Source organism: Citricoccus sp., assembly GCF_032154715.1.
Taxonomy (GTDB): domain Bacteria; phylum Actinomycetota; class Actinomycetes; order Actinomycetales; family Micrococcaceae; genus Citricoccus.
Genome location: NZ_JALDXU010000003.1, coordinates 1 through 17,558, shown reverse-complemented (window position 1 = coordinate 17,558; position 17,558 = coordinate 1). Strand labels below are relative to the sequence as shown.

Sequence of the window (17,558 nt, the reverse complement as noted above, 5' to 3'; positions counted from 1 at the left end):
GACTACGTTGATGTCGTGCGCATCGACATCGTGACCAAGGAATTCCCTCCGACCATCTATGGGGGTGCCGGCGTCCATGTCGCCGAGCTGTCCCGGGTACTGGCCGGCCGGGTCGACCTGCGGGTCCACGCCTTCGGGGAGGCCCGGGACCCTGACTTCCACGGGGCGCGGGTGACCAGTCACGGCGTCCCCGGCGGCCTGGAGGCCTCCAACGCCGCGGTCCAGACCCTCGGCACCGACCTGGCCATCCTGGAGGATCTGGCCGGCACGGACCTGATCCACACCCACACCTGGTATGCGAACCTGGCCGGCCATCTCGGCGGCCTCCTCCACCATGTTCCGCATATCCTCTCCGCCCATTCGCTGGAGCCCCTACGGCCCTGGAAGGCCGAGCAACTCGGCGGCGGCTACCGCGTGTCCTCGTGGGCGGAAGCCACCGCCTACGCCTCCGCGGCCGCCATCATCGCGGTCTCGGAGGGGATGCGGCGGGACATCCTGGCCGCCTACCCGGACGTGGATCCGGGCAAGGTCCGCGTCGTCCACAACGGCATCGACACCGAGCTGTGGACCCCCCAGCACGGCGCAGGCACGCTCGAGCGCCATGGCATCGATCCGGGGCGTCCCACGGTTGCCTTCGTCGGCCGGGTGACCCGGCAGAAGGGCGTGCCCTACCTCCTGCGGGCGGCGGCCCGGCTCGCCCCCGAGGTCCAGCTGGTGCTCTGCGCCGGTGCGGCCGACACCCCGGAGCTGGCCGCCGAGGTGGCGGGCCTGGTGGCCGAGTTGAAGGCCACGCGTGACGGGGTGACCGTCATCGAGGGCATGCTTCCCCGGGCGGACATCATGCAGATCCTCTCCCACGCCACCGTCTTCGCCTGCCCCTCCGTCTACGAGCCGCTCGGCATCGTCAACCTCGAGGCCATGGCGTGCGGCACGGCCGTCGTCGCCTCGGCCGTGGGCGGGATCCCCGAAGTCGTCCAGCACGGCGAGACCGGGCTTCTGGTGGATCTCGACCAGAGCGCCGACGGCTCCGGGACGCCGATCGACGAGGAGCGCTTCGTGACCGACTTCGCCGCCGCCCTGACGGCCGTGCTCGAGGATCCCGCCCAGGCAGACCGGATGGGCGGAGCGGGCCGGCAGCGCGCGATCAATCATTTCTCCTGGGATTCCATCGCCGATCGGACCCTGGACGTCTACGAGTCCGTCCTCCGGTGACCGACGAGCGGGTCCTCGTGGTCGGCTGGCCGTCCGTCCTGCAGGGGGAGGCCACGGCGGGCGACGTGCTGGCCCTGCGGACGGTCGAGCGCGCCTTGTCCGCGGCGGGCATCGGGCACGACACGGCCTGGAGCCCCGTCATGTGTCCGCCGGGCGGACTCGTTCTGGATGATGCGGATCCCGGCCTCTACTCACATCTGATCTTCGTCTGCGGCCCAGCCACGGGGACGCCGCTGGTGGACTTGCATGAACGCTTCGCCCACTGCACCCGGGTCGCTATCGGTGTCAGCGTCATCGATACCGCCGATCCCGCCGTGACCGGGTTCCACCGGGTGTTCGCCCGGGACCGCCTGGGGTCGCCCCCACGGCCGGACCTGGCCACGGTGGCACCGATGACGCCCGAGGCCCGCCTGCCGCCGGTGCTCGGAGTGTTCCTGACGGCCGGCCAGCGGGAGTACGGGGCCCGGCGCCGTCACGACGCGGTGAAGGGCGCGGTGGAGACGTGGCTGTCCCGGGTCGACGCCGGCCGGCTGGACCTGGACACCCGTCTGGACCCGCGGGACTGGCGCCTGCCGGCATCGCCGGAACAGCTGCAGACGGTGATCCGGCGCCTGGACGCAGTGGTGACCATGCGGATGCACGGCCTCGTCCTGGCGCTGCGCGCGGGAGTCCCGGCCCTGGCCCTGGATCCCGTGGAGGGCGGCGGCAAGGTGACGGCACAGGCGCATGCTCTGGGCTGGCCGGCGGTGCTGTCCGCCGCCGCGGTCTCGGAGTCCGCCCTGGACCACCAATTGGCATGGTGCCTGACCGAGGGACGGGCCGTCGCGCGGCAGACGTCGTCCTGGATGGGACCCGGACGCGGAACGGCAGATGATGGCCCAGGGTCCCGGGCCCCACGCGCCGGTCACCCTGCCGTCGATCGACTCTTTTCCGGTGCCGGCCCAGTCAACGAGGGGTTGAGCAAGCTCATCCACCACCTGCGGGGCGACTGACAGGAACGGCCCAAAATGTGTCCTCCGTCACAGGTGCTTTCTGTCAGACTGACCGGGTGCGCTACTTGGGAATCAATGCAACGTTCCATGATCCGGCCGCCGCCTTGGTGGTCAACGGCAAAGTCGTCGCGGCGGCGGAAGAGGAGAGGTTCTCCCGCCGGAAGCACGGAAAGCGGCCGGTGCCGTTCTCGGCGTGGGAGTTGCCCGAGCAGTCCATGCGCTGGGTGCTGGCCGAGGCCGGGATCACCCCGGAGGAGCTGGACGGTGTGGCGTACTCCTTCGACCCGGAGATCGCCGTCGAGATCCCCGACGATCCCTATGACCACCTTCGTCTGGACTACGTGCGCCGGGCTCCGAACTTCATCGCCGAAGCCCTGCCCGGCCTCGACCCGGCCAAGGTCACGTACGTGCAGCACCATGTGGCCCATGCCGCCTCCTCTGGACTGGCCGGGCCGTATCGCACCGGTGCGGTCCTGGTCTCCGACGGCCGGGGAGAGGGCCATTCCCACCTGGCCGGGCAGTACGTCGACGGCGAGCTCACCATCCTGGCCCGCCAGGAGTTGCCCGACTCCCTGGGCCTGGTCTATGAATCCCTGACCGACCACCTCGGCTTCCTGCGCTCATCCGACGAGTTCAAGGTCATGGCCCTGGCCTCCTACGGGACCCCGCGGTTCCTGGACGAGCTCCGCGACTATGTTCATGCCACCGGGGACGGCGGCTTCACCGCCCGGGCCCCGGAGTGGGAGCGCTTCGCCCCCCGGCGCATCGACGACGGCACCTGGGGAGGCGCCCACGCCGACCTCGCGGCGTCCGTCCAAGGCGTGGTCGAGGAGACCCTGGTGGAGCTGGCCCGGTGGCTGCGGGAGCAGACCGGCCAGCGTGTGCTGACCATGGCCGGGGGAACCGCCCTCAACTGCGTGGCCAATTCCCGGATCTGGCGCGAGGCCGGCTTCGACGACGTCTGGGTCCAGCCGGCGTCGGGGGACTCCGGAACGGCGCTGGGAGCCGCCCTGACCCTGTCCCAGGAAGCCGGTGAGCTCACCGACCCAGAACCCACGGCCGCCCTGGGGCGCAGCTGGGACGATGAGGAGCTGGCCCGGTGGCTCACCACCGCACAGGTGCCCTTCACCACCCCCGGCTCCCGGGAGAAGTTGGCCGCCGAGGTGGCCGGCATCCTCGAGCAGAACGGCGTCGTCGCCTGGTTCGACGGCCGCAGCGAGTTCGGACCCCGGGCGCTCGGGTTCCGGTCCCTGCTGGCCAACCCGATGCATGCCGAGAACCTGGAACGGCTCAATGACGTCAAGGGCCGGGAGCAGTTCCGCCCGGTGGCCCCCATGGTGCTGGAGGACCGCGCCGCGGAGATCTTCAGCGGCGGCCCCTTCCCCAGCCCCTACATGCTCTTCACCCACGACGTCGCCCCGGAGTGGCGCGACCGCATCCCCACCGTCACGCACGTGGACGGCTCCGCCCGCATCCAGACGGTCCATGACCGCGACAATGCCGGCATCGCGGCCCTGTTGCGCGCCTTCGATAAACGCACGGGCGTTCCCGTGGTGGTCAACACCAGTCTGAACACGGCCGGACGTCCTATGGTCGACGACCCCCGCGACGCCCTCGAACTGTTCGGTTCGGCGCCCGTGGCCGCGCTGGTCCTGGGTCCGCACCTGGTCCGCCGGGCGGGGTTCTTCGCATGAGCGGCACGGCGCAGAGTCCTTACGCCCTCGTCATCCCGTCAGTCGGACGCCCCTCTCTGGACCGGCTCCTGGAGACCGTGGCCGCACTGGACACCGGCGCAGTCCATCCCGGCCCGGTGGAGATCGTCGTCGTGGACGACCGACGCGAGACCACGGCGGCCGGCATCCGGCTCGCCCCCCTGATGCCCATGGTGGGTGGTGATCCTGTTCGCGTGGTGCGCGGTTACGGCCGCGGCCCCGCGGCGGCGCGCAACCGTGGCTGGCGTGCCGTCGACCGTGCCGTCGACTGGATCGCCTTTGTGGACGATGATGTCGAACTGCCCACCACGTGGGCCCGCGACCTGGCCGCCGACCTGGCCGATTGCCCGCCCGATGTGGCCGCCAGTCAGGGACGCATCACGGTGCCTCTGCCGGCGGACCGACCCAGTACCGATTGGGAGCGCAACACCGCCTCGCTGGAGGAGGCTGACTGGGCGACCGCCGACATGGCCTACCGCCGATCAGTTCTCGAGGAGGTCGGGGGACTGGACGAGCGGTTCCCACGGGCCTACCGAGAGGACGCCGATCTGGCTCTGCGCGTTCGCCTCGCCGGCTATCGGTTGGTGCGCGGACGCCGCCACATCCTCCACCCCGTCCGCCCGGCGGACGTCTGGGTCAGTCAGCGCGTCCAGGCCGGTAACGCCGACAACGCCCTGATGCGACGGCTGCACGGACCGCACTGGCGCACCCAGGCCCAGGCACCTGCGGGGGCGTTCGGCTGGCACGTGGCCTCGACTGCGGCCGCGGCGGCCGCGGTGATCGGAGCCGTCGGTCGGGTGGCTGGCTCACGCGGGGCCGGCCGCCTGGCGGGAGCCGGTGCCCTGGCCTGGACCGCCCTGTACGGCCGCTTCCTCGGCCAGAGACTGGCTCCCGGGCCGCGCCCGGGCGACCCCGGATTCACCGCCGAACTGCGCCAGATGATCCTGACCAGCGCAACGATCCCGCCGACCGCGGTCTGGCACCGCTTCCGCGGCTGGAGGCAGCACCGGTCCACGGGTTCCTGGCCGGTCCGTCCTCGCGCCGTGCTTTTCGACCGTGACGGCACCCTGGTCCACGACGTGCCGTATAATGGCGACCCGGCCCAGGTCGATCCTGTGGACGGCGCCCGGGGTCTGGTGGACCGCGTCCGCGCAGCCGGTCTGGCCACGGCCGTGATCACCAACCAATCCGGGATCGCCCGTGGACTGATCACCCGAGACAAGGTGGATGCCGTCAATGAACGGATCGACCGATTGCTCGGCCCCTTCGACTCCTGGCAGATCTGTCCCCACGGTCCGGCGGAGAACTGCCCGTGCCGCAAGCCGCGGCCCGGCATGGTGCTCGCTGCCGCTCAGGCTCTGGGCGTACGCCCCGAAGAATGTGTGGTCATCGGGGACATCGGCGCGGACATCGAGGCCGCGCAGGCCGCCGGGGCCCGCTCGGTGCTGGTGCCCACCCGCGTCACCAGAGCCGCGGAGGTCGCCGACGCCCCGGCCACCGCGCCAGACCTGGCCACCGCTGTGGAACTCGTGCTCGACTGGTCCTCCGGGCGGCAGCCCGACCCGACTCTGACGTCGACCCCTACCCAGGACGGTGAGCAATCCACCACATGACGCGCATCCTCGCGGTACGACTCGATTCGGACGGCGACGTCCTGCTGACCGGACCGGCGATCAGGGCACTGTCCGAGCTCGGCACGGTGGACCTGCTCGCCTCTCCCTCGGGAGCGGCCGCGGCGCGGCTGTTGCCGGGCATCCACACGGTCCTGGAGTATGACGCCCCGTGGTCCGGCTTCCGGCCACCGGCAGTGGACACGGAGGCCGCACTGGAGCTGGTCGAACGGCTGCGCACCACCGGATACGACCGGGCGGTGATCTTCACGTCCTTCCACCAGAGCCCCCTTCCGATGGCCCTGCTGGCACGGATGGCGGGAGTAGGACACATCGTGGGCACCAGCATGGACTACCCCGGGTCGTTGTTGGACGTGCGCTTGAAGCGCGCCGACCCGCCCGGCGGCGGTCATGAGGTCGATGCCGCGCTGGAGGTCGCCGTCGCCGCCGGCGCCACCCGGCCGGAGCATCCAACGCTGCGGGTGCGGCGCCCCCTGCCACCACCACCGGACCGACTGCCGGCCGATCTGCGCTCAGGCGGGTACGTGGTTCTTCACCCGGGAGCGTCCGTGCCAGCCCGCGGCTTGCGGGCGGATCACGCAGCAGCGATCGCGGCGGCCCTATCCGCTGCCGGCCACGCCGTCGTCGTCACCGGTGGACCCGCCGAACGCGAACTCGTCGCCGAGACGGTGGCTTTGACGCTCCGAGTCTGCCCGGGCGCTCCCGTGCTGGACCTGGCCGGGACCACCGACCTGGCCGGCTTGGCCTCCGTCCTCGAGGCCGCGGACTGCACCGTGGTCGGCAACACCGGCCCGGCCCATCTCTCGGCCGCCGTCGGCACACCGGTCGTCTCGCTGTTCTCGCCCGTCGTCCCGGCCGAGCGGTGGCGGCCCTATGGAGTCGCTGTCACGCTGCTCGGTGACCAACAGGCCTTGTGCCGGGACAGCCGGGCACGCGACTGTCCGGTGCCCGGACACCCGTGCCTGAGCAGTGTCTCCGGCGCCGACGTGGTCGCCGCCGTGGCCGAGCTCATCCAGTCCATCGACCATCCGGTCCGGACCGGCTATGACGCCGGCGCCGCACCCCTGAGCACCTCCCGAGGAGTCCGATGAGAATCCTGATCTGGCATGTGCACGGCTCGTGGATGACCGCGTTCGTCCAGGGTGACCACGACTACCTGCTGCCGGTGGACGAGGACCGTGGACCGGACGGTCGCGGACGGGCCCAGACCTGGGACTGGCCAGACTCGGCCCGGGAGATGACCGCTGCGCAGCTGGCCGGTGAACGGCCGGACCTGGTGGTGTTGCAACGGCCTCATGAGGCCGAGCTGCTGGAGAGCTGGACAGGCCTGCGGGCCGGGATCGACGTCCCGGCCGTCTATCTGGAGCACAACGCGCCGACCGGGACCGCGATGGCTTCCGCGCATCCCTATGCCGACCAGGATGCCGTCCCGGTCGTGCATGTCACCCACTTCAACCAGCTGATGTGGGACACCGGCACGGCCCGCACCGAGGTGATCGAGCACGGCGTTCCCGATCCAGGCCACCGGTATACGGGCAAGGCGGCCTCCCTGGCCGTCGTGGTGAACGAGCCGGTGCGCCGCACCCGCGTGGCGGGCACGGATCTGATGCTGCAGTTGTCCCGCGATCTGCCCGTGGAGGTCTACGGGATGGGCATGGATCACCTGGCCGAGGTGGCCCCCTGGCTCGAGGGCGGCCTGCATGAGAACTACCGGCAAGCCGAGCTGCACCGCGCACTGGCCGAGCACCGCGTGTACCTCCACCCCTACCGGTGGACCAGCCTGGGGCTGGCCCTGCTCGAGTCCATGATGCTCGGCATGCCCGTGCTCGCCCTGTCCACCACCGAGGCACCGCGTGCGGTGCCGCCCGCCGCCGGCCTGCTCAGCAACGACCTCGGTGAGCTGGCGGACCGTGGCCGGCAGTGGCTTCAGGACCCGGACCTCGCGGCGCGGGCCGGCACCGCGGCGCGGGCACATGCACTGGATCGGTACGGCCTCGAGAGGTTCCTGGCGGACTGGGACGAGCTGATCGGGCGGGTGGTCGCATGAGCGACCAGCCGAAAGACCTCCCACCGCTGGACATCGCCCTGGTGTCCGAGCACGCCTCACCGCTGGCCGCCCTCGGTGGCGTGGACGCCGGTGGCCAGAACGTGTTCGTGGCTGCCCTGGCCATCCGGCTGGGCCGTCGCGGCCACCGGGTCCGGGTCTACACCCGCCTCGACGACCCGTCCCTGCCCGAGCAGGTAGAGGCCGCCCCCGGTGTGAGCGTCGTGCATGTTCCCGCCGGTCCGGCCAGGCAGCTCCCCAAGGATGATCTCGCGCCGCACATGGACGAGTTCGGACGGTGGATGTCCGCGCAATGGCGCCGGGACGGGGTGCCAGACCTCGTTCACGCGCACTTCTGGATGTCCGGGATCGCCGCGACGGCGGCCGCGGAGGCCGCCCGCATCCCGGTCGTCCAGACCTTCCACGCGCTCGGTTCCGTCAAGCGGCGCCACCAGGGACGGGCAGACACCAGTCCGGCCTGCCGGCTCGGGACAGAGGAACGCCTCGTGGCGCGGAACGAGTTGGTTCTGGCCACCTGCCGCGACGAGGTGAACGAGCTGATGGGCCTCGGCGCGGACCCAGACCAGGTCCGCATCGTCCCCTGCGGCGTCGATGCCGGGGCCTTCACCCCGCCCACAGACGCCGGACCGCGACGCGCCCCCGACGACCCGGTCCATCTCGTGGCGCTGGGCCGGATGGTCGAGCGCAAAGGGTTGGACATCATCGTTCGCGCCCTCGCCCACGTTCCCCAGGCACGCCTGACGGTGGCCGGCGGTCCGGACCGCGCTGAACTCGGCCAGGATCCGGAGGCCCGGCGCCTCTTGGCGCTGGCCGAGGAGTACGGGGTCCAGGACCGGCTCACCCTGGCCGGCCGGGTCGGTCGTGACGAGGCCGCTGGGCTGCTGGCCTCGGCCGACATCGTCACCTGCACTCCGTGGTACGAACCCTTCGGCATCGTGCCGCTGGAGGCCATGGCCTGCGGCCGCCCCGTGGTCGGCTCGGCCGTCGGCGGCCTGCTGGACAGTATCGACCACGGCACCACGGGCCTGCTGGTCCCGCCCCGGGATGTCGACGCCACGGCCGCGGCCATCCGCCGCCTCACGGCGGACCCGGAACTGGCCGCTGGCATGGGCCGGGCCGGACGGGAGCGGGTGCAGCGTCTCTTCAGCTGGGAGCGGGTGGCCGAACTCACGGAGACGGCCTACCGCGATGCCCTGGCCGGTTACGCGCGGACGCATCCGAGCCGCCCCGAGGCCACCCGCCGGCAGCTGGCCCAGCACCGGGACGAGCTGGACCGGGCGCTGACCGCCCTGGAGGCTCAGGCCGAGGTGCTGGACCGTTGGGGCCGCCGCCTGTCCGAGCTATTGGCCGGCGGCGGACGCGTTCTGGCCGCCGGCAATGGCGGCAGCGCTGCCGAGGCCCAGCATTTCACCGCCGAGCTGGTCGGCCGCTTCCAGGGCGAGCGGCGCCCTCTGGCGGCCGTCTGCCTCTCGGCCGAGACCTCCTCCCTCACCGCGATTGTCAACGACTACGGAGCCGAGGAGGTGTTCGCCCGTCAGGTCCAGGCACACGGGCGGCCGGGCGACGTGCTGATGCTGCTTTCCACGAGCGGTTCCAGCCCCAACGTGCTGGCGGCGGCGCGTCGTGCCCGGCATTCCGGGGTGCTGGTGTGGGCGTTGACCGGCCCGGGCCCCAACCCGCTGGCCGACCTGGCCGATGAGGCCATCTGCGTGCCGGGACCGTCCACCTCGGTGGTCCAGGAGGCACACCTGGTCCTGCTGCACGCACTGTGTGCTGTGATGGACGAAGGATTCAACCGTTGCCAACCGGGCCCGGCGACCGTTCCGGGCGTCGACAGGAAGGACACGCCATGAGTGCGCGGATCGTCGTGGTGGGAGATGTGTTGCTGGACCGTGACATCACGGGCAGCTCCGAGCGGTTGAGCCCGGACGCCCCCGTCCCCGTCGTGGATGTCCAACATGTCCACGCCAGTCCGGGCGGAGCGGGCCTGGCCGCTCTCTTGTGCGCCGGTCGGGCTGGTGGCCTCCCCGGCCAGCCGCCCACCGTGGTCCTGGTGGCCCCGCTGGCCGAAGACGACGCCGCGGCCGAGCTGCGCGTGGAACTAGCCGGTATCGACATCCACGCCCTGGGACATGACGGCGGCACCCGGACCAAGACCCGGGTCCGTAGTGCGGGGCAGACCCTCGTGCGTATCGACGACGGCGGGCCGGGGACGCCCCTGGACGTCGACACCGGCGGCCTTGCCGCGGTGCTGGGCGGCGCCGACGTCATCCTGGTCTCCGACTACGGCGGCGGCATCACCCGGGACGAGTCCGTGCGGGGAGTCCTCACCGAGACGGCGGTTCGCGTGCCGATGGTCTGGGACCCGCATCCGCGCGGGGGAGACCCGGTGCCCGGGTGCACCGTGGTCACCCCCAACCTGGTGGAGGCACGCGCAGCGTTGGGCCGGTGCGGCACGGGGCGGGCCGAGCCACCCGAGACTGCGGCCGTGGTCCCGGACGACCGGCTGGCGGAGGCGCTGCGCGTGGGATGGGACGCCCGTTCTGTGGCCGTGACAGCCGGGGGCCGCGGGGCATTCCTCGCCACGTCCGGCACCGCCGAGCTGCTCCCGACCGTTCCGGTGGACTCCTCCGACCCCTGTGGGGCCGGTGACCGGTTCGCGGCCGCCGTCGCCGTCCAATTGGCTGCCGGTGGGTCGGTCCACCGCTCGGTCGAGGCCGCGGTCGCGGCCGCCGCCCAGTGGGTGGAGGCCGGAGGCGCCGCCGCCTTCCGGGACGGACGCATCGGGCCGGATGGCCCCGCGGCTCCGCGGCGGTCCGCACCACGTCCGCTCGCGCAGGACCCGCACGAGGCGGCCATCCACGCGGTGGCTGCCACCCGGGCTCGCGGTGGCACCGTGGTGGCCACCGGCGGGTGCTTCGATGTGCTGCACCCCGGCCACCTCGAGACACTGCGCCGCGCCCGCGACCTGGGTGACGTGCTGGTGGTCCTGCTCAACTCCGACGATTCGGTCAGCCGCCTCAAGGGCCCGGACCGGCCGGTGGTGGGCCAGCAGGACCGCGCCGCCCTGCTCATGGGGTTGCGCGATGTCGACGGTGTGCTCGTCTTCGACGAGGAGAACCCGTGCGCCGCGTTGGACCGGCTGCGTCCGGACATCTGGGTCAAGGGCGGTGACTACACCGCGGACCTGCTCCCCGAGGCTCCTCTGGTCCACGGCTGGGGCGGACGCGTGGAGGTGGTGCCCTACCTTCATGGCCACTCCACCACCGGGATCGTGGAACGCATCACGGCGGGGAACGTCGATGCCCACTGAGGCCCCCGAGCCCTCTACGGCGGCCTGGCTCACCCTCCGACGCAACGAGGCACCGGGCCGTCCGCCAGAGGGCGCCACGGCCTCGGAAGGGTCGGGGCCAGACGAAGCCACCCCGATCACGCTGCGCCCGGACGACGTCCTCGTGCTCCGCGCCCTGGGTCTGGGCGACGCCCTGACCGGCGTCGCCGCCCTCCGCGGGGTGCGGCGACGGTACCCGGACCGCCGACTCGTGCTGGCCGGTCCGGCCGCGACCGGCCGCCTGCTCCGGGAACTGGGGATCGTGGACGAGGTGCTTCAGCTCCCCGGGCTCGTCCCGCTGGCTCCGTGCCCGCCCGGATTGGTCGCCGTGAATTTACACGGCCGGGGACCCGCCAGTCACCGCCTCCTGCAGCAGGCACGGCCTGGCCGGCTGATCGGCTTCGCCGCCCCGGAGGCCGGGCACGCCGGACCGGAATGGAGGGCGGACGAACACGAGGTGGACCGATGGTGCCGCGTGGTGAGTGAGGCCGGGGGCGAGTGCTCCCGCGCGGACCTGCGGCTGCGAACCCGGGCCGCTGCCCAGGACCAGCGCCGGTCCCGGACCCTGCCAGGGCCGGTTCTGGTGCACCCTGGCGCGGCGTCGGCCTCGCGGCGCTGGCCGGTGGAGCGCTGGCGTCAGGTGACGGCCGCACTCGCCGCGGACGGTCATCAGGTCCTGGTGACCGGTACGGCCGCCGAGTCCACGCTGGGCCACGCCGTGGCCACCGGACTGACCGGCGTCGAGGACCACACGGGTGGGCATGGGCTGAGCGAGCTCTCCGCCATGGTGCGCGACGCCGCACTCGTCCTGAGCGCGGACACCGGAGTCGCCCACCTGGCCACCGGCTGGGGCGTTCCCTCCGTGGTGCTGTTCGGCCCGGTACCCCCGGCGCGGTGGGGGCCGGCGATCGATCCTGACCTGCACACCGTCCTCTGGCACGGCGACCCTGGTGCCGGCTCATGGGGCGACCCCCACGGCGATACCCTCGACGCGCTGCTGGCGGAGGTGTCCGTCGAGGAGGTGCTGGAGGCCGCACGCTCTCACCTCTCCATCATCCCTCCCTCTTTCACCAGGCCCGTCCCCGCCCCCGTCCCCGGAAGGATCCATCGTGAACCCTGAGAACCTCCAGAGCGATGCGGGAGCAGAACCTCGCCGACCGATCCGCCGCGCCGTCGTCACCGGTGGCGCGGGCTTCCTCGGCAGCCACCTGTGCACCGAGTTGCGGCGACGCGAGGTCGAGGTGGTCTGCCTGGACAACTTCCTCACCGGCCATGCCGTCAACATCGAACACCTGATCGGCGACCCGGGCTTCCGGCTGGTGCAGTGCGATGTCACGGACTACATCCACCTCCCCGGCGAGGTGGACCTCGTCCTGCATTTCGCCTCACCGGCCTCGCCGATCGACTATCTGAAACTGCCGATCCACACGCTCAAGGTGGGCTCCATCGGCACCCTCCACGCCCTCGGCCTGGCCAAGGAGAAGGGCGCCCGGTTCATCCTCGCCTCCACCTCGGAGGTCTACGGCGACCCCCAGGTGCATCCTCAGCCTGAGGAGTACTGGGGTCATGTCAACCCGGTGGGCCCGAGGGGTGTCTACGACGAGGCCAAGCGGTTCGCCGAGGCCATGACCGTGGCCTACCGCGGACAGCATGCGGTGGATACGGGGATCGTGCGGATCTTCAACACCTTCGGCCCCCGGATGCGGCCACGCGACGGCCGGGCCATCCCGACCTTCATCCGGCAGGCACTGGCCGGTGAACCGTTGACCGTCACCGGTGATGGCACCCAGACGCGGTCGGTGTGCTACGTCTCCGACCTCGTGCGCGGGATCCTCGCGATGGCCTGGAACACCCATCCCGGTCCGGTGAACCTCGGCAACCCCCACGAGCTCTCCGTCCTCCAGATCGCCCAGGACGTGGTGGCCGCCACGGCGTCCGCCTCACCGATCGAGTTCATCGACCGCCCGGTGGACGATCCCCTGGTCCGCCGGCCGGACACCGCCTTGGCCACCCGGGAGCTGGGCTGGGTTCCGGAGGTGCCGTGGACCGAGGGACTGGCGCGCACCGTGGAGTGGTTCCGCACGGCCGTTGACGAGGACAACCTCCAGACGGCCACCCGCCAGGACTGACGACGCCGGCCGTCGCCCCAGACTGGCGGCCGCAGCGGCGGATTCAGCTGACGTACTGACGCGCCGTACTGCGGCGTTGGGAGTCCTCCAGCGCCAGGAATCGCTGCTCGACGCGCGGGGGCAGCACCCGGCGTTCGCGCAGGACCCAGCCGGCGCCGGCCAGGGCGTCGGTGATGCCGGCGGCGGTGGTGCGGTCCCGTGGTGCCGTGCCGATCACATCGCGAGTTCGACGCACCGCGGCGCCCACCGGTCGGCGCAACCAGATGAACCACAGGGTGTTGCGCAGGCCGTGGCGCCGGCGCAGGTGCGGGTCGCGGACCGTGGACGCCTGATGGTGCACCAGCACCTCGGGCAGGTGGCAGAGTTCCCAGCCCGCCGTGGCGAGGTCCGCGGCCATCAGCTCCTCCTCACCGCCGAGCCAGAGCCGCGGGCTGAACCCGCCGACCTCGCGGAAAGCCGCCGTGCGCATCACCGAGGCCCCCGCCAGGAAGCTGCCCAGTGCCGGGCCCGGAAGCCACTCGGGGCCCTGCACGGGCGAGTGCAGCAACTCCGCGTTGATGGGGTCCTCCCGCCCGCCGGGCTCGACGAGGATGCGGCCGGTCACCACGCCCAGCAGGGGATGAGCGGACAACGCCGCCACGGCCACGTCCAGGGCGCCGGGCTCCCACCAGGTGTCGTCGTCACAGAAGGCCACGAATTCGGTGGTGACCTGATTCATGGCCAGGTTGCGGCCCACGGCCCCCAGATTCTCCGGGCTGGCGACGAGCACGACCCGCGGGTCGCCCGCGTACCGTTCCCGGATGGCCGGCGCCGTGCCATCGGAGGACCCGTTGTCCACGACGACCACGCGGGGCCGCTCCGGCAGGCACGTCAGACGTTCCAGCGACTGCAACGCCTCGGCTCGGCGGTTGTAGGTGATCATCACCACGGACAGCCGTGCGTGAAAGGACTCCGGTGAGCCGGGCGGCGGTGCCGGCGTGGCGGTCACCGTCGCTGGGGGCCGCAATCGGGCGAGGTCGGTCTCGACGGCGACGGGAACCGGTTGGCGGTGGCGCACCGCCGCCGGGACTCGCGGGAGGGACGCGGCCAACGCGCGCCAGCCCCGGGACCCGGCCGCCATCGCCGTGCGGACCTCCTGCCCCACGGCCGCCCACGGCCGGCGCATCACCGTCGTCAGCAACCGGCTCCGGAGCAGGTCCCGTTGCCGGGCCTCGGTGGGTTCCCTCAAGGCCGAGGGGTGATGGTGGACCCACAACTCCGGGGCATGGGCGAGCTCCCAGCCGGCGGCAGCCAGGTCCAGGGCCACCCGCTCCTCCTCGCCGGGGAAACGGACCACGGGGTCGAACCCACCCACCTCCAGGAACGCAGATCGGCGCACCATGGCGGCACAGGCCACGAAGCCCAGGAGTCGTGGGCCCCCTCCGGTCGACGCCGCCCCCAGCGGGGAATCGGCGAGCTCGGCATTGATGGGGTCCGGCACCTCGTCCGGCCCCACCGCGATGGAGGCGGCCAGCAGCCCCAGGCGCGGATGGTCCGCGAAGATCTCCTCGCCGCGCCGCAGGGCACCCGGCGACCACCACGAGTCGTCGTCGGCAAAGGCGATGAAATCCGTCTCCGCCAACCGGGCGCCCACCGTCCGGGCCTCCGCTCCGCGGTTCTGCGGCAGCCGAATCACGCGCACGCCGGGGAAGGCAGCCTCGACGGCCTCGGGTGAGCCGTCCGTGGAGGCGTTGTCGACCACGATCACGGGCGCCTCGTGATGTCCGAGGTAGGCCAGGAGTTCCTCACGGCGATTGCGCGTGGCCACCACCACGGTGGTGCATTAAGGTCGTCGGCGTGCGGCTTCTGGGTCGGTCACGGATGTCTCCCTCGGCTCGTCCTGCAGATCTCTGAAGAGCCTAGGGGTTGCCCCGAGCACCGGGCCACCGATGGTCTGCCCCGGTGACCTTTCGCCCTGGTCTGCCTGTTGCTGTCGTTTATTTCCTGTCCTTGTTCCTGCCCCTGGCCGCGTTCTTCTCCCGCTGATGCAGGACCTTCTCGTGGACGGGGGCGTCCGCCGAGGCCCGCAGCTTGCGGTAGTAGTCAGCTGCCTCGTTCTGACGCCGGGCCTCGTCTCCGGTGGCGATATCCATCCTCAGATGCTCCTGCTCGTAGCCGAAGGCATCGACCAGGGTCTGCGCGTGCGGTCGCAGCCGGGCCGCCAGGCGGTTGATGTAGGTGCGCAGGGTGCGGGCACGTTGCGGGGAGATGCGGCCGGTCTCCAGGAACCAGCCCAGGTCGTCCTCGATGACGCGCAAGGCGAAGAGGTTGCGCATCCAGGTCATGACCTGGCGGGTGTGATCGTCCTCGATCTGCCCCACCGCCCGGGTGAACGCCTCCCACTCGAGCAACTCGCCGTGATTGCGGGCGGCATCGATCAGATCGGCCTGGTGCAGGTTGAAGGTGGCGGCCTGCTCGGCCTGGGACTTCCGGGCCACCGGCATCAAGGCCTGCGCGACGGCCCCGGTCTTGGTCCGCACCCGGTCCTCCAGCAGGGCCCTCTGCACCTCGGCATCCTTGAACCAACTGGCACTCTTGCGTTCCGAGCCCGCATCCTGCACGGACTGCACCACGCGGCGCAGGCCGGACCGGTACACGACTGCTTCGGTGGCCTGTCCTCGGACGTAGCGGGACAAGGCCCCGATGGAGAGGTTGGTCAGGTCCTTGGAGTAGTCGGACAGCAGCCGTTTGCCGACCAGCTGGAGCAGCACGTGGTTGTCGCCCTCGAAGGTCACGAAGATGTCCAGGTCGTGGCGCAACGAGGCGAACCGGTTCTTCGCCATGAATCCTGCACCGCCACAGGCCTCGCGGGCCTCCTGCAGCGTGTCCAGCGCATTCCAGGTCGCCAGGGGCTTGATGGCCGCGGCCAGAGTCTCGAGTTCCTGCCGGTCCTCGTCGGTGTCTGACTCCCCGGAGAACACGGCGTCGAACTTCTCCAGCAACTCGTTGGCGGCGAAGGTGTCGGCATAGGTCCGGGCGAGGCGATCGATCAGTCGACGCTGGTGAAGCTGGTAGTCCATCAGCACCTCCTCGTGCGTGTCCGAGGTCGCGTTGAATTGCCGGCGCTGATTGCCATAGGTGATGGCACCGGTCAGTGCCAGAGCGGACGCGGAGGCGCCGGACAGGGCGAGGGAGACCCTGCCCTGGACCAGGGTGCCGATCATGGTGAAGAAACGGCGGCCGGGGGAGGCGATGTCCGAGGAGTAACCGCCCTTCTCGTCCACGGAGCCGTAGCGGTTCAGCAGGTTGGTGCGGGGGATGCGCACGTGATCGAAGTGCAGCCGGCCGTTGTCGATGCCGTTGAGCCCACCCTTGTACCCGTCGTCCTCGCCGCCGATGCCCGGAAGGAAGTCGCCGGCATCGTCGCGCAGGGGCACATAGAACGCGTGCACCCCGTGGTTGACGCCGCGGGTGATCAGCTGGGCGAAGACCACCGCGGCCTTGCCGTGGAGGGCGGCATTGCCGAGGTAGTCCTTCCAGGCCGCCTTGAACGGCGTGTGGATCTCGAACTCATCGGTCTCCGGCACGTACGTCGCGGTGGTCGCCAGCGAGGAGACGTCCGAACCGTGGCCGATCTCCGTCATGGCGAAGGCACCCGGTACGTCCAGGCTCATGACGGCGGGCAGGAGACGCTCGTGGTGCTCCTCCGTGCCCAGGTGCAGGATGGCGGAGCCGAACAGGCCCCACTGCACCCCGGCCTTGATCTGGAGCGAGGGATCGGCACTGACCAGTTCCGTGAACGTGGCGATGTTCCCCCCGTGGTTGTCACTGCCGCCCAGGCGCCGCGGGAAGGCCTTGTTCACCTGACCACGGTCCACGAGGATGCGCAGCTGACCCAGCACCCGCTCACGGTGGTCCTCCATGGTGAGGTTCTCGATCTTGTGCAGGTCCGGGTCCTTGACGTTCTCCCGTCCCTCCAGCCGGTCCGCGGCCCACCGCCCGAGCAGCAACTGCTGGACGGCGTTCAGGTCCAGTCCGCCGGGCTCTGCCGCCGAGATGGCACTGAAGGCGCCAGGTGTCCCGGTGTCCGGCTCCGCCTGGGTGGGCGGCACCGCACCGGCCGGTACGGCGGGGGTGCTGGAATCAGAGGTGGTGGTCATGACTGCTCCTGTTCGGGAGTGGACGGTTCGGTGGACGTGGGTCGTACACGGTGCTCGGTCGGATCAGAAGGATCAGGCGAGTCGACAGCGGCATAGGTGCCGGACAGGCCCACTGTGAGCCACCCGGTGATCTTGCGGGCCAGTCGGGCTGCATTCGGCCGGTCGGCGCCGGGCGGGGTGGACAACCAGGATTCACCGGCCGAGCGGACCATCCCGATGGCGGCCCGCGGCCAGTACCAGGTGGCGGAGGCCGCGGAGGGCCGGCGGCCCTGCTGGCGCAGGTAATCGCGGAAATGGACATCCATCACGGCGGCGATCCGCTCGAAGAAGTCGGCCATGGCGGCCGG

Annotated in this window: 12 protein-coding genes and 1 pseudogene; 10 read left to right on the top strand and 3 right to left on the bottom strand. The window is 71.4% G+C overall.

Going from position 1 to position 17,558, the window contains the following annotated elements; translation table 11 throughout:
- The first annotated feature begins 15 nt into the window (after positions 1 to 15).
- From glgA to RUH65_RS01025, 10 genes are read left to right on the top strand one after another with little or no spacing between them, the layout of a single operon-like run.
- Complete coding sequence (gene glgA / locus RUH65_RS01070; protein WP_313815338.1) at positions 16 to 1,212, top strand: glycogen synthase; 1,197 nt, start codon at positions 16 to 18, stop codon at positions 1,210 to 1,212.
- Positions 1,209 to 2,204 (top strand): polysaccharide pyruvyl transferase family protein, encoded by a 996-nt coding sequence (locus RUH65_RS01065; protein ID WP_313815337.1) that lies wholly within the window; start codon positions 1,209 to 1,211, stop codon positions 2,202 to 2,204. Before glgA ends, RUH65_RS01065 begins: the two co-directional genes overlap by 4 nt.
- Before the next feature lie 56 nt (positions 2,205 to 2,260).
- The gene (locus tag RUH65_RS01060) at positions 2,261 to 3,898 is read left to right on the top strand and encodes a carbamoyltransferase C-terminal domain-containing protein (protein ID WP_313815336.1); all 1,638 of its coding nucleotides are present in this window, start codon (positions 2,261 to 2,263) and stop codon (positions 3,896 to 3,898) included.
- Positions 3,895 to 5,529, top strand: coding sequence for an HAD-IIIA family hydrolase (locus RUH65_RS01055; RefSeq protein WP_313815335.1), 1,635 nt, complete (start codon positions 3,895 to 3,897; stop codon positions 5,527 to 5,529). The genes RUH65_RS01060 and RUH65_RS01055 overlap by 4 nt, the downstream gene beginning before the upstream one ends.
- Positions 5,526 to 6,638 (top strand): glycosyltransferase family 9 protein, encoded by a 1,113-nt coding sequence (locus RUH65_RS01050; protein WP_313815334.1) that lies wholly within the window; start codon positions 5,526 to 5,528, stop codon positions 6,636 to 6,638. Before RUH65_RS01055 ends, RUH65_RS01050 begins: the two co-directional genes overlap by 4 nt.
- The gene (locus RUH65_RS01045) at positions 6,635 to 7,594 is read left to right on the top strand and encodes a glycosyltransferase (RefSeq protein ID WP_313815333.1); all 960 of its coding nucleotides are present in this window, start codon (positions 6,635 to 6,637) and stop codon (positions 7,592 to 7,594) included. The genes RUH65_RS01050 and RUH65_RS01045 overlap by 4 nt, the downstream gene beginning before the upstream one ends.
- Positions 7,591 to 9,465, top strand: coding sequence for a glycosyltransferase (locus RUH65_RS01040; RefSeq protein WP_313815332.1), 1,875 nt, complete (start codon positions 7,591 to 7,593; stop codon positions 9,463 to 9,465). Before RUH65_RS01045 ends, RUH65_RS01040 begins: the two co-directional genes overlap by 4 nt.
- Positions 9,462 to 10,925 carry a PfkB family carbohydrate kinase gene (locus RUH65_RS01035; protein WP_313815331.1) on the top strand — a complete coding sequence of 488 codons (1,464 nt, stop codon included), beginning with the start codon at positions 9,462 to 9,464 and terminating at the stop codon, positions 10,923 to 10,925. Before RUH65_RS01040 ends, RUH65_RS01035 begins: the two co-directional genes overlap by 4 nt.
- Positions 10,915 to 12,063, top strand: coding sequence for a glycosyltransferase family 9 protein (locus RUH65_RS01030; RefSeq protein ID WP_313815330.1), 1,149 nt, complete (start codon positions 10,915 to 10,917; stop codon positions 12,061 to 12,063). The genes RUH65_RS01035 and RUH65_RS01030 overlap by 11 nt, the downstream gene beginning before the upstream one ends.
- Positions 12,053 to 13,072, top strand: a complete 1,020-nt coding sequence (locus tag RUH65_RS01025) for a UDP-glucuronic acid decarboxylase family protein (protein ID WP_313815329.1) — start codon at positions 12,053 to 12,055, stop codon at positions 13,070 to 13,072. Before RUH65_RS01030 ends, RUH65_RS01025 begins: the two co-directional genes overlap by 11 nt.
- 43 nt (positions 13,073 to 13,115) lie before the next feature.
- On the opposite strand, the gene RUH65_RS01020 is transcribed toward RUH65_RS01025, so the two are convergent.
- The 3 genes and pseudogenes from RUH65_RS01020 to RUH65_RS01010 all read right to left on the bottom strand — a co-directional run.
- Positions 13,116 to 14,879 (bottom strand): glycosyltransferase, encoded by a 1,764-nt coding sequence (locus tag RUH65_RS01020; RefSeq protein ID WP_313815328.1) that lies wholly within the window; start codon positions 14,877 to 14,879, stop codon positions 13,116 to 13,118.
- A gap of 169 nt (positions 14,880 to 15,048) precedes the next feature.
- Positions 15,049 to 17,211 carry an acyl-CoA dehydrogenase gene (locus RUH65_RS01015; protein ID WP_313815327.1) on the bottom strand — a complete coding sequence of 721 codons (2,163 nt, stop codon included), beginning with the start codon at positions 17,209 to 17,211 and terminating at the stop codon, positions 15,049 to 15,051.
- Positions 17,208 to 17,558 (bottom strand): annotated as a pseudogene (locus tag RUH65_RS01010) (hypothetical protein); the annotation flags it as partial. The pseudogene RUH65_RS01010 and the gene RUH65_RS01015, both read right to left, overlap by 4 nt.

What these genes read in the sequence shown, in the direction of transcription:
- RUH65_RS01055 (WP_313815335.1), top strand. Translation starts at nt 3,895, where the DNA reads ATGAGCGGCACGGCGCAGAGTCCTTACGCCCTCGTCATCCCGTCAGTC.
- RUH65_RS01030 (WP_313815330.1), top strand. Translation starts at nt 10,915, where the DNA reads ATGCCCACTGAGGCCCCCGAGCCCTCTACGGCGGCCTGGCTCACCCTC.
- RUH65_RS01035 (WP_313815331.1), top strand. Translation starts at nt 9,462, where the DNA reads ATGAGTGCGCGGATCGTCGTGGTGGGAGATGTGTTGCTGGACCGTGAC.
- RUH65_RS01045 (WP_313815333.1), top strand. Translation starts at nt 6,635, where the DNA reads ATGAGAATCCTGATCTGGCATGTGCACGGCTCGTGGATGACCGCGTTC.
- RUH65_RS01015 (WP_313815327.1), bottom strand. Translation starts at nt 17,211, where the DNA reads ATGACCACCACCTCTGATTCCAGCACCCCCGCCGTACCGGCCGGTGCG.
- RUH65_RS01050 (WP_313815334.1), top strand. Translation starts at nt 5,526, where the DNA reads ATGACGCGCATCCTCGCGGTACGACTCGATTCGGACGGCGACGTCCTG.
- RUH65_RS01040 (WP_313815332.1), top strand. Translation starts at nt 7,591, where the DNA reads ATGAGCGACCAGCCGAAAGACCTCCCACCGCTGGACATCGCCCTGGTG.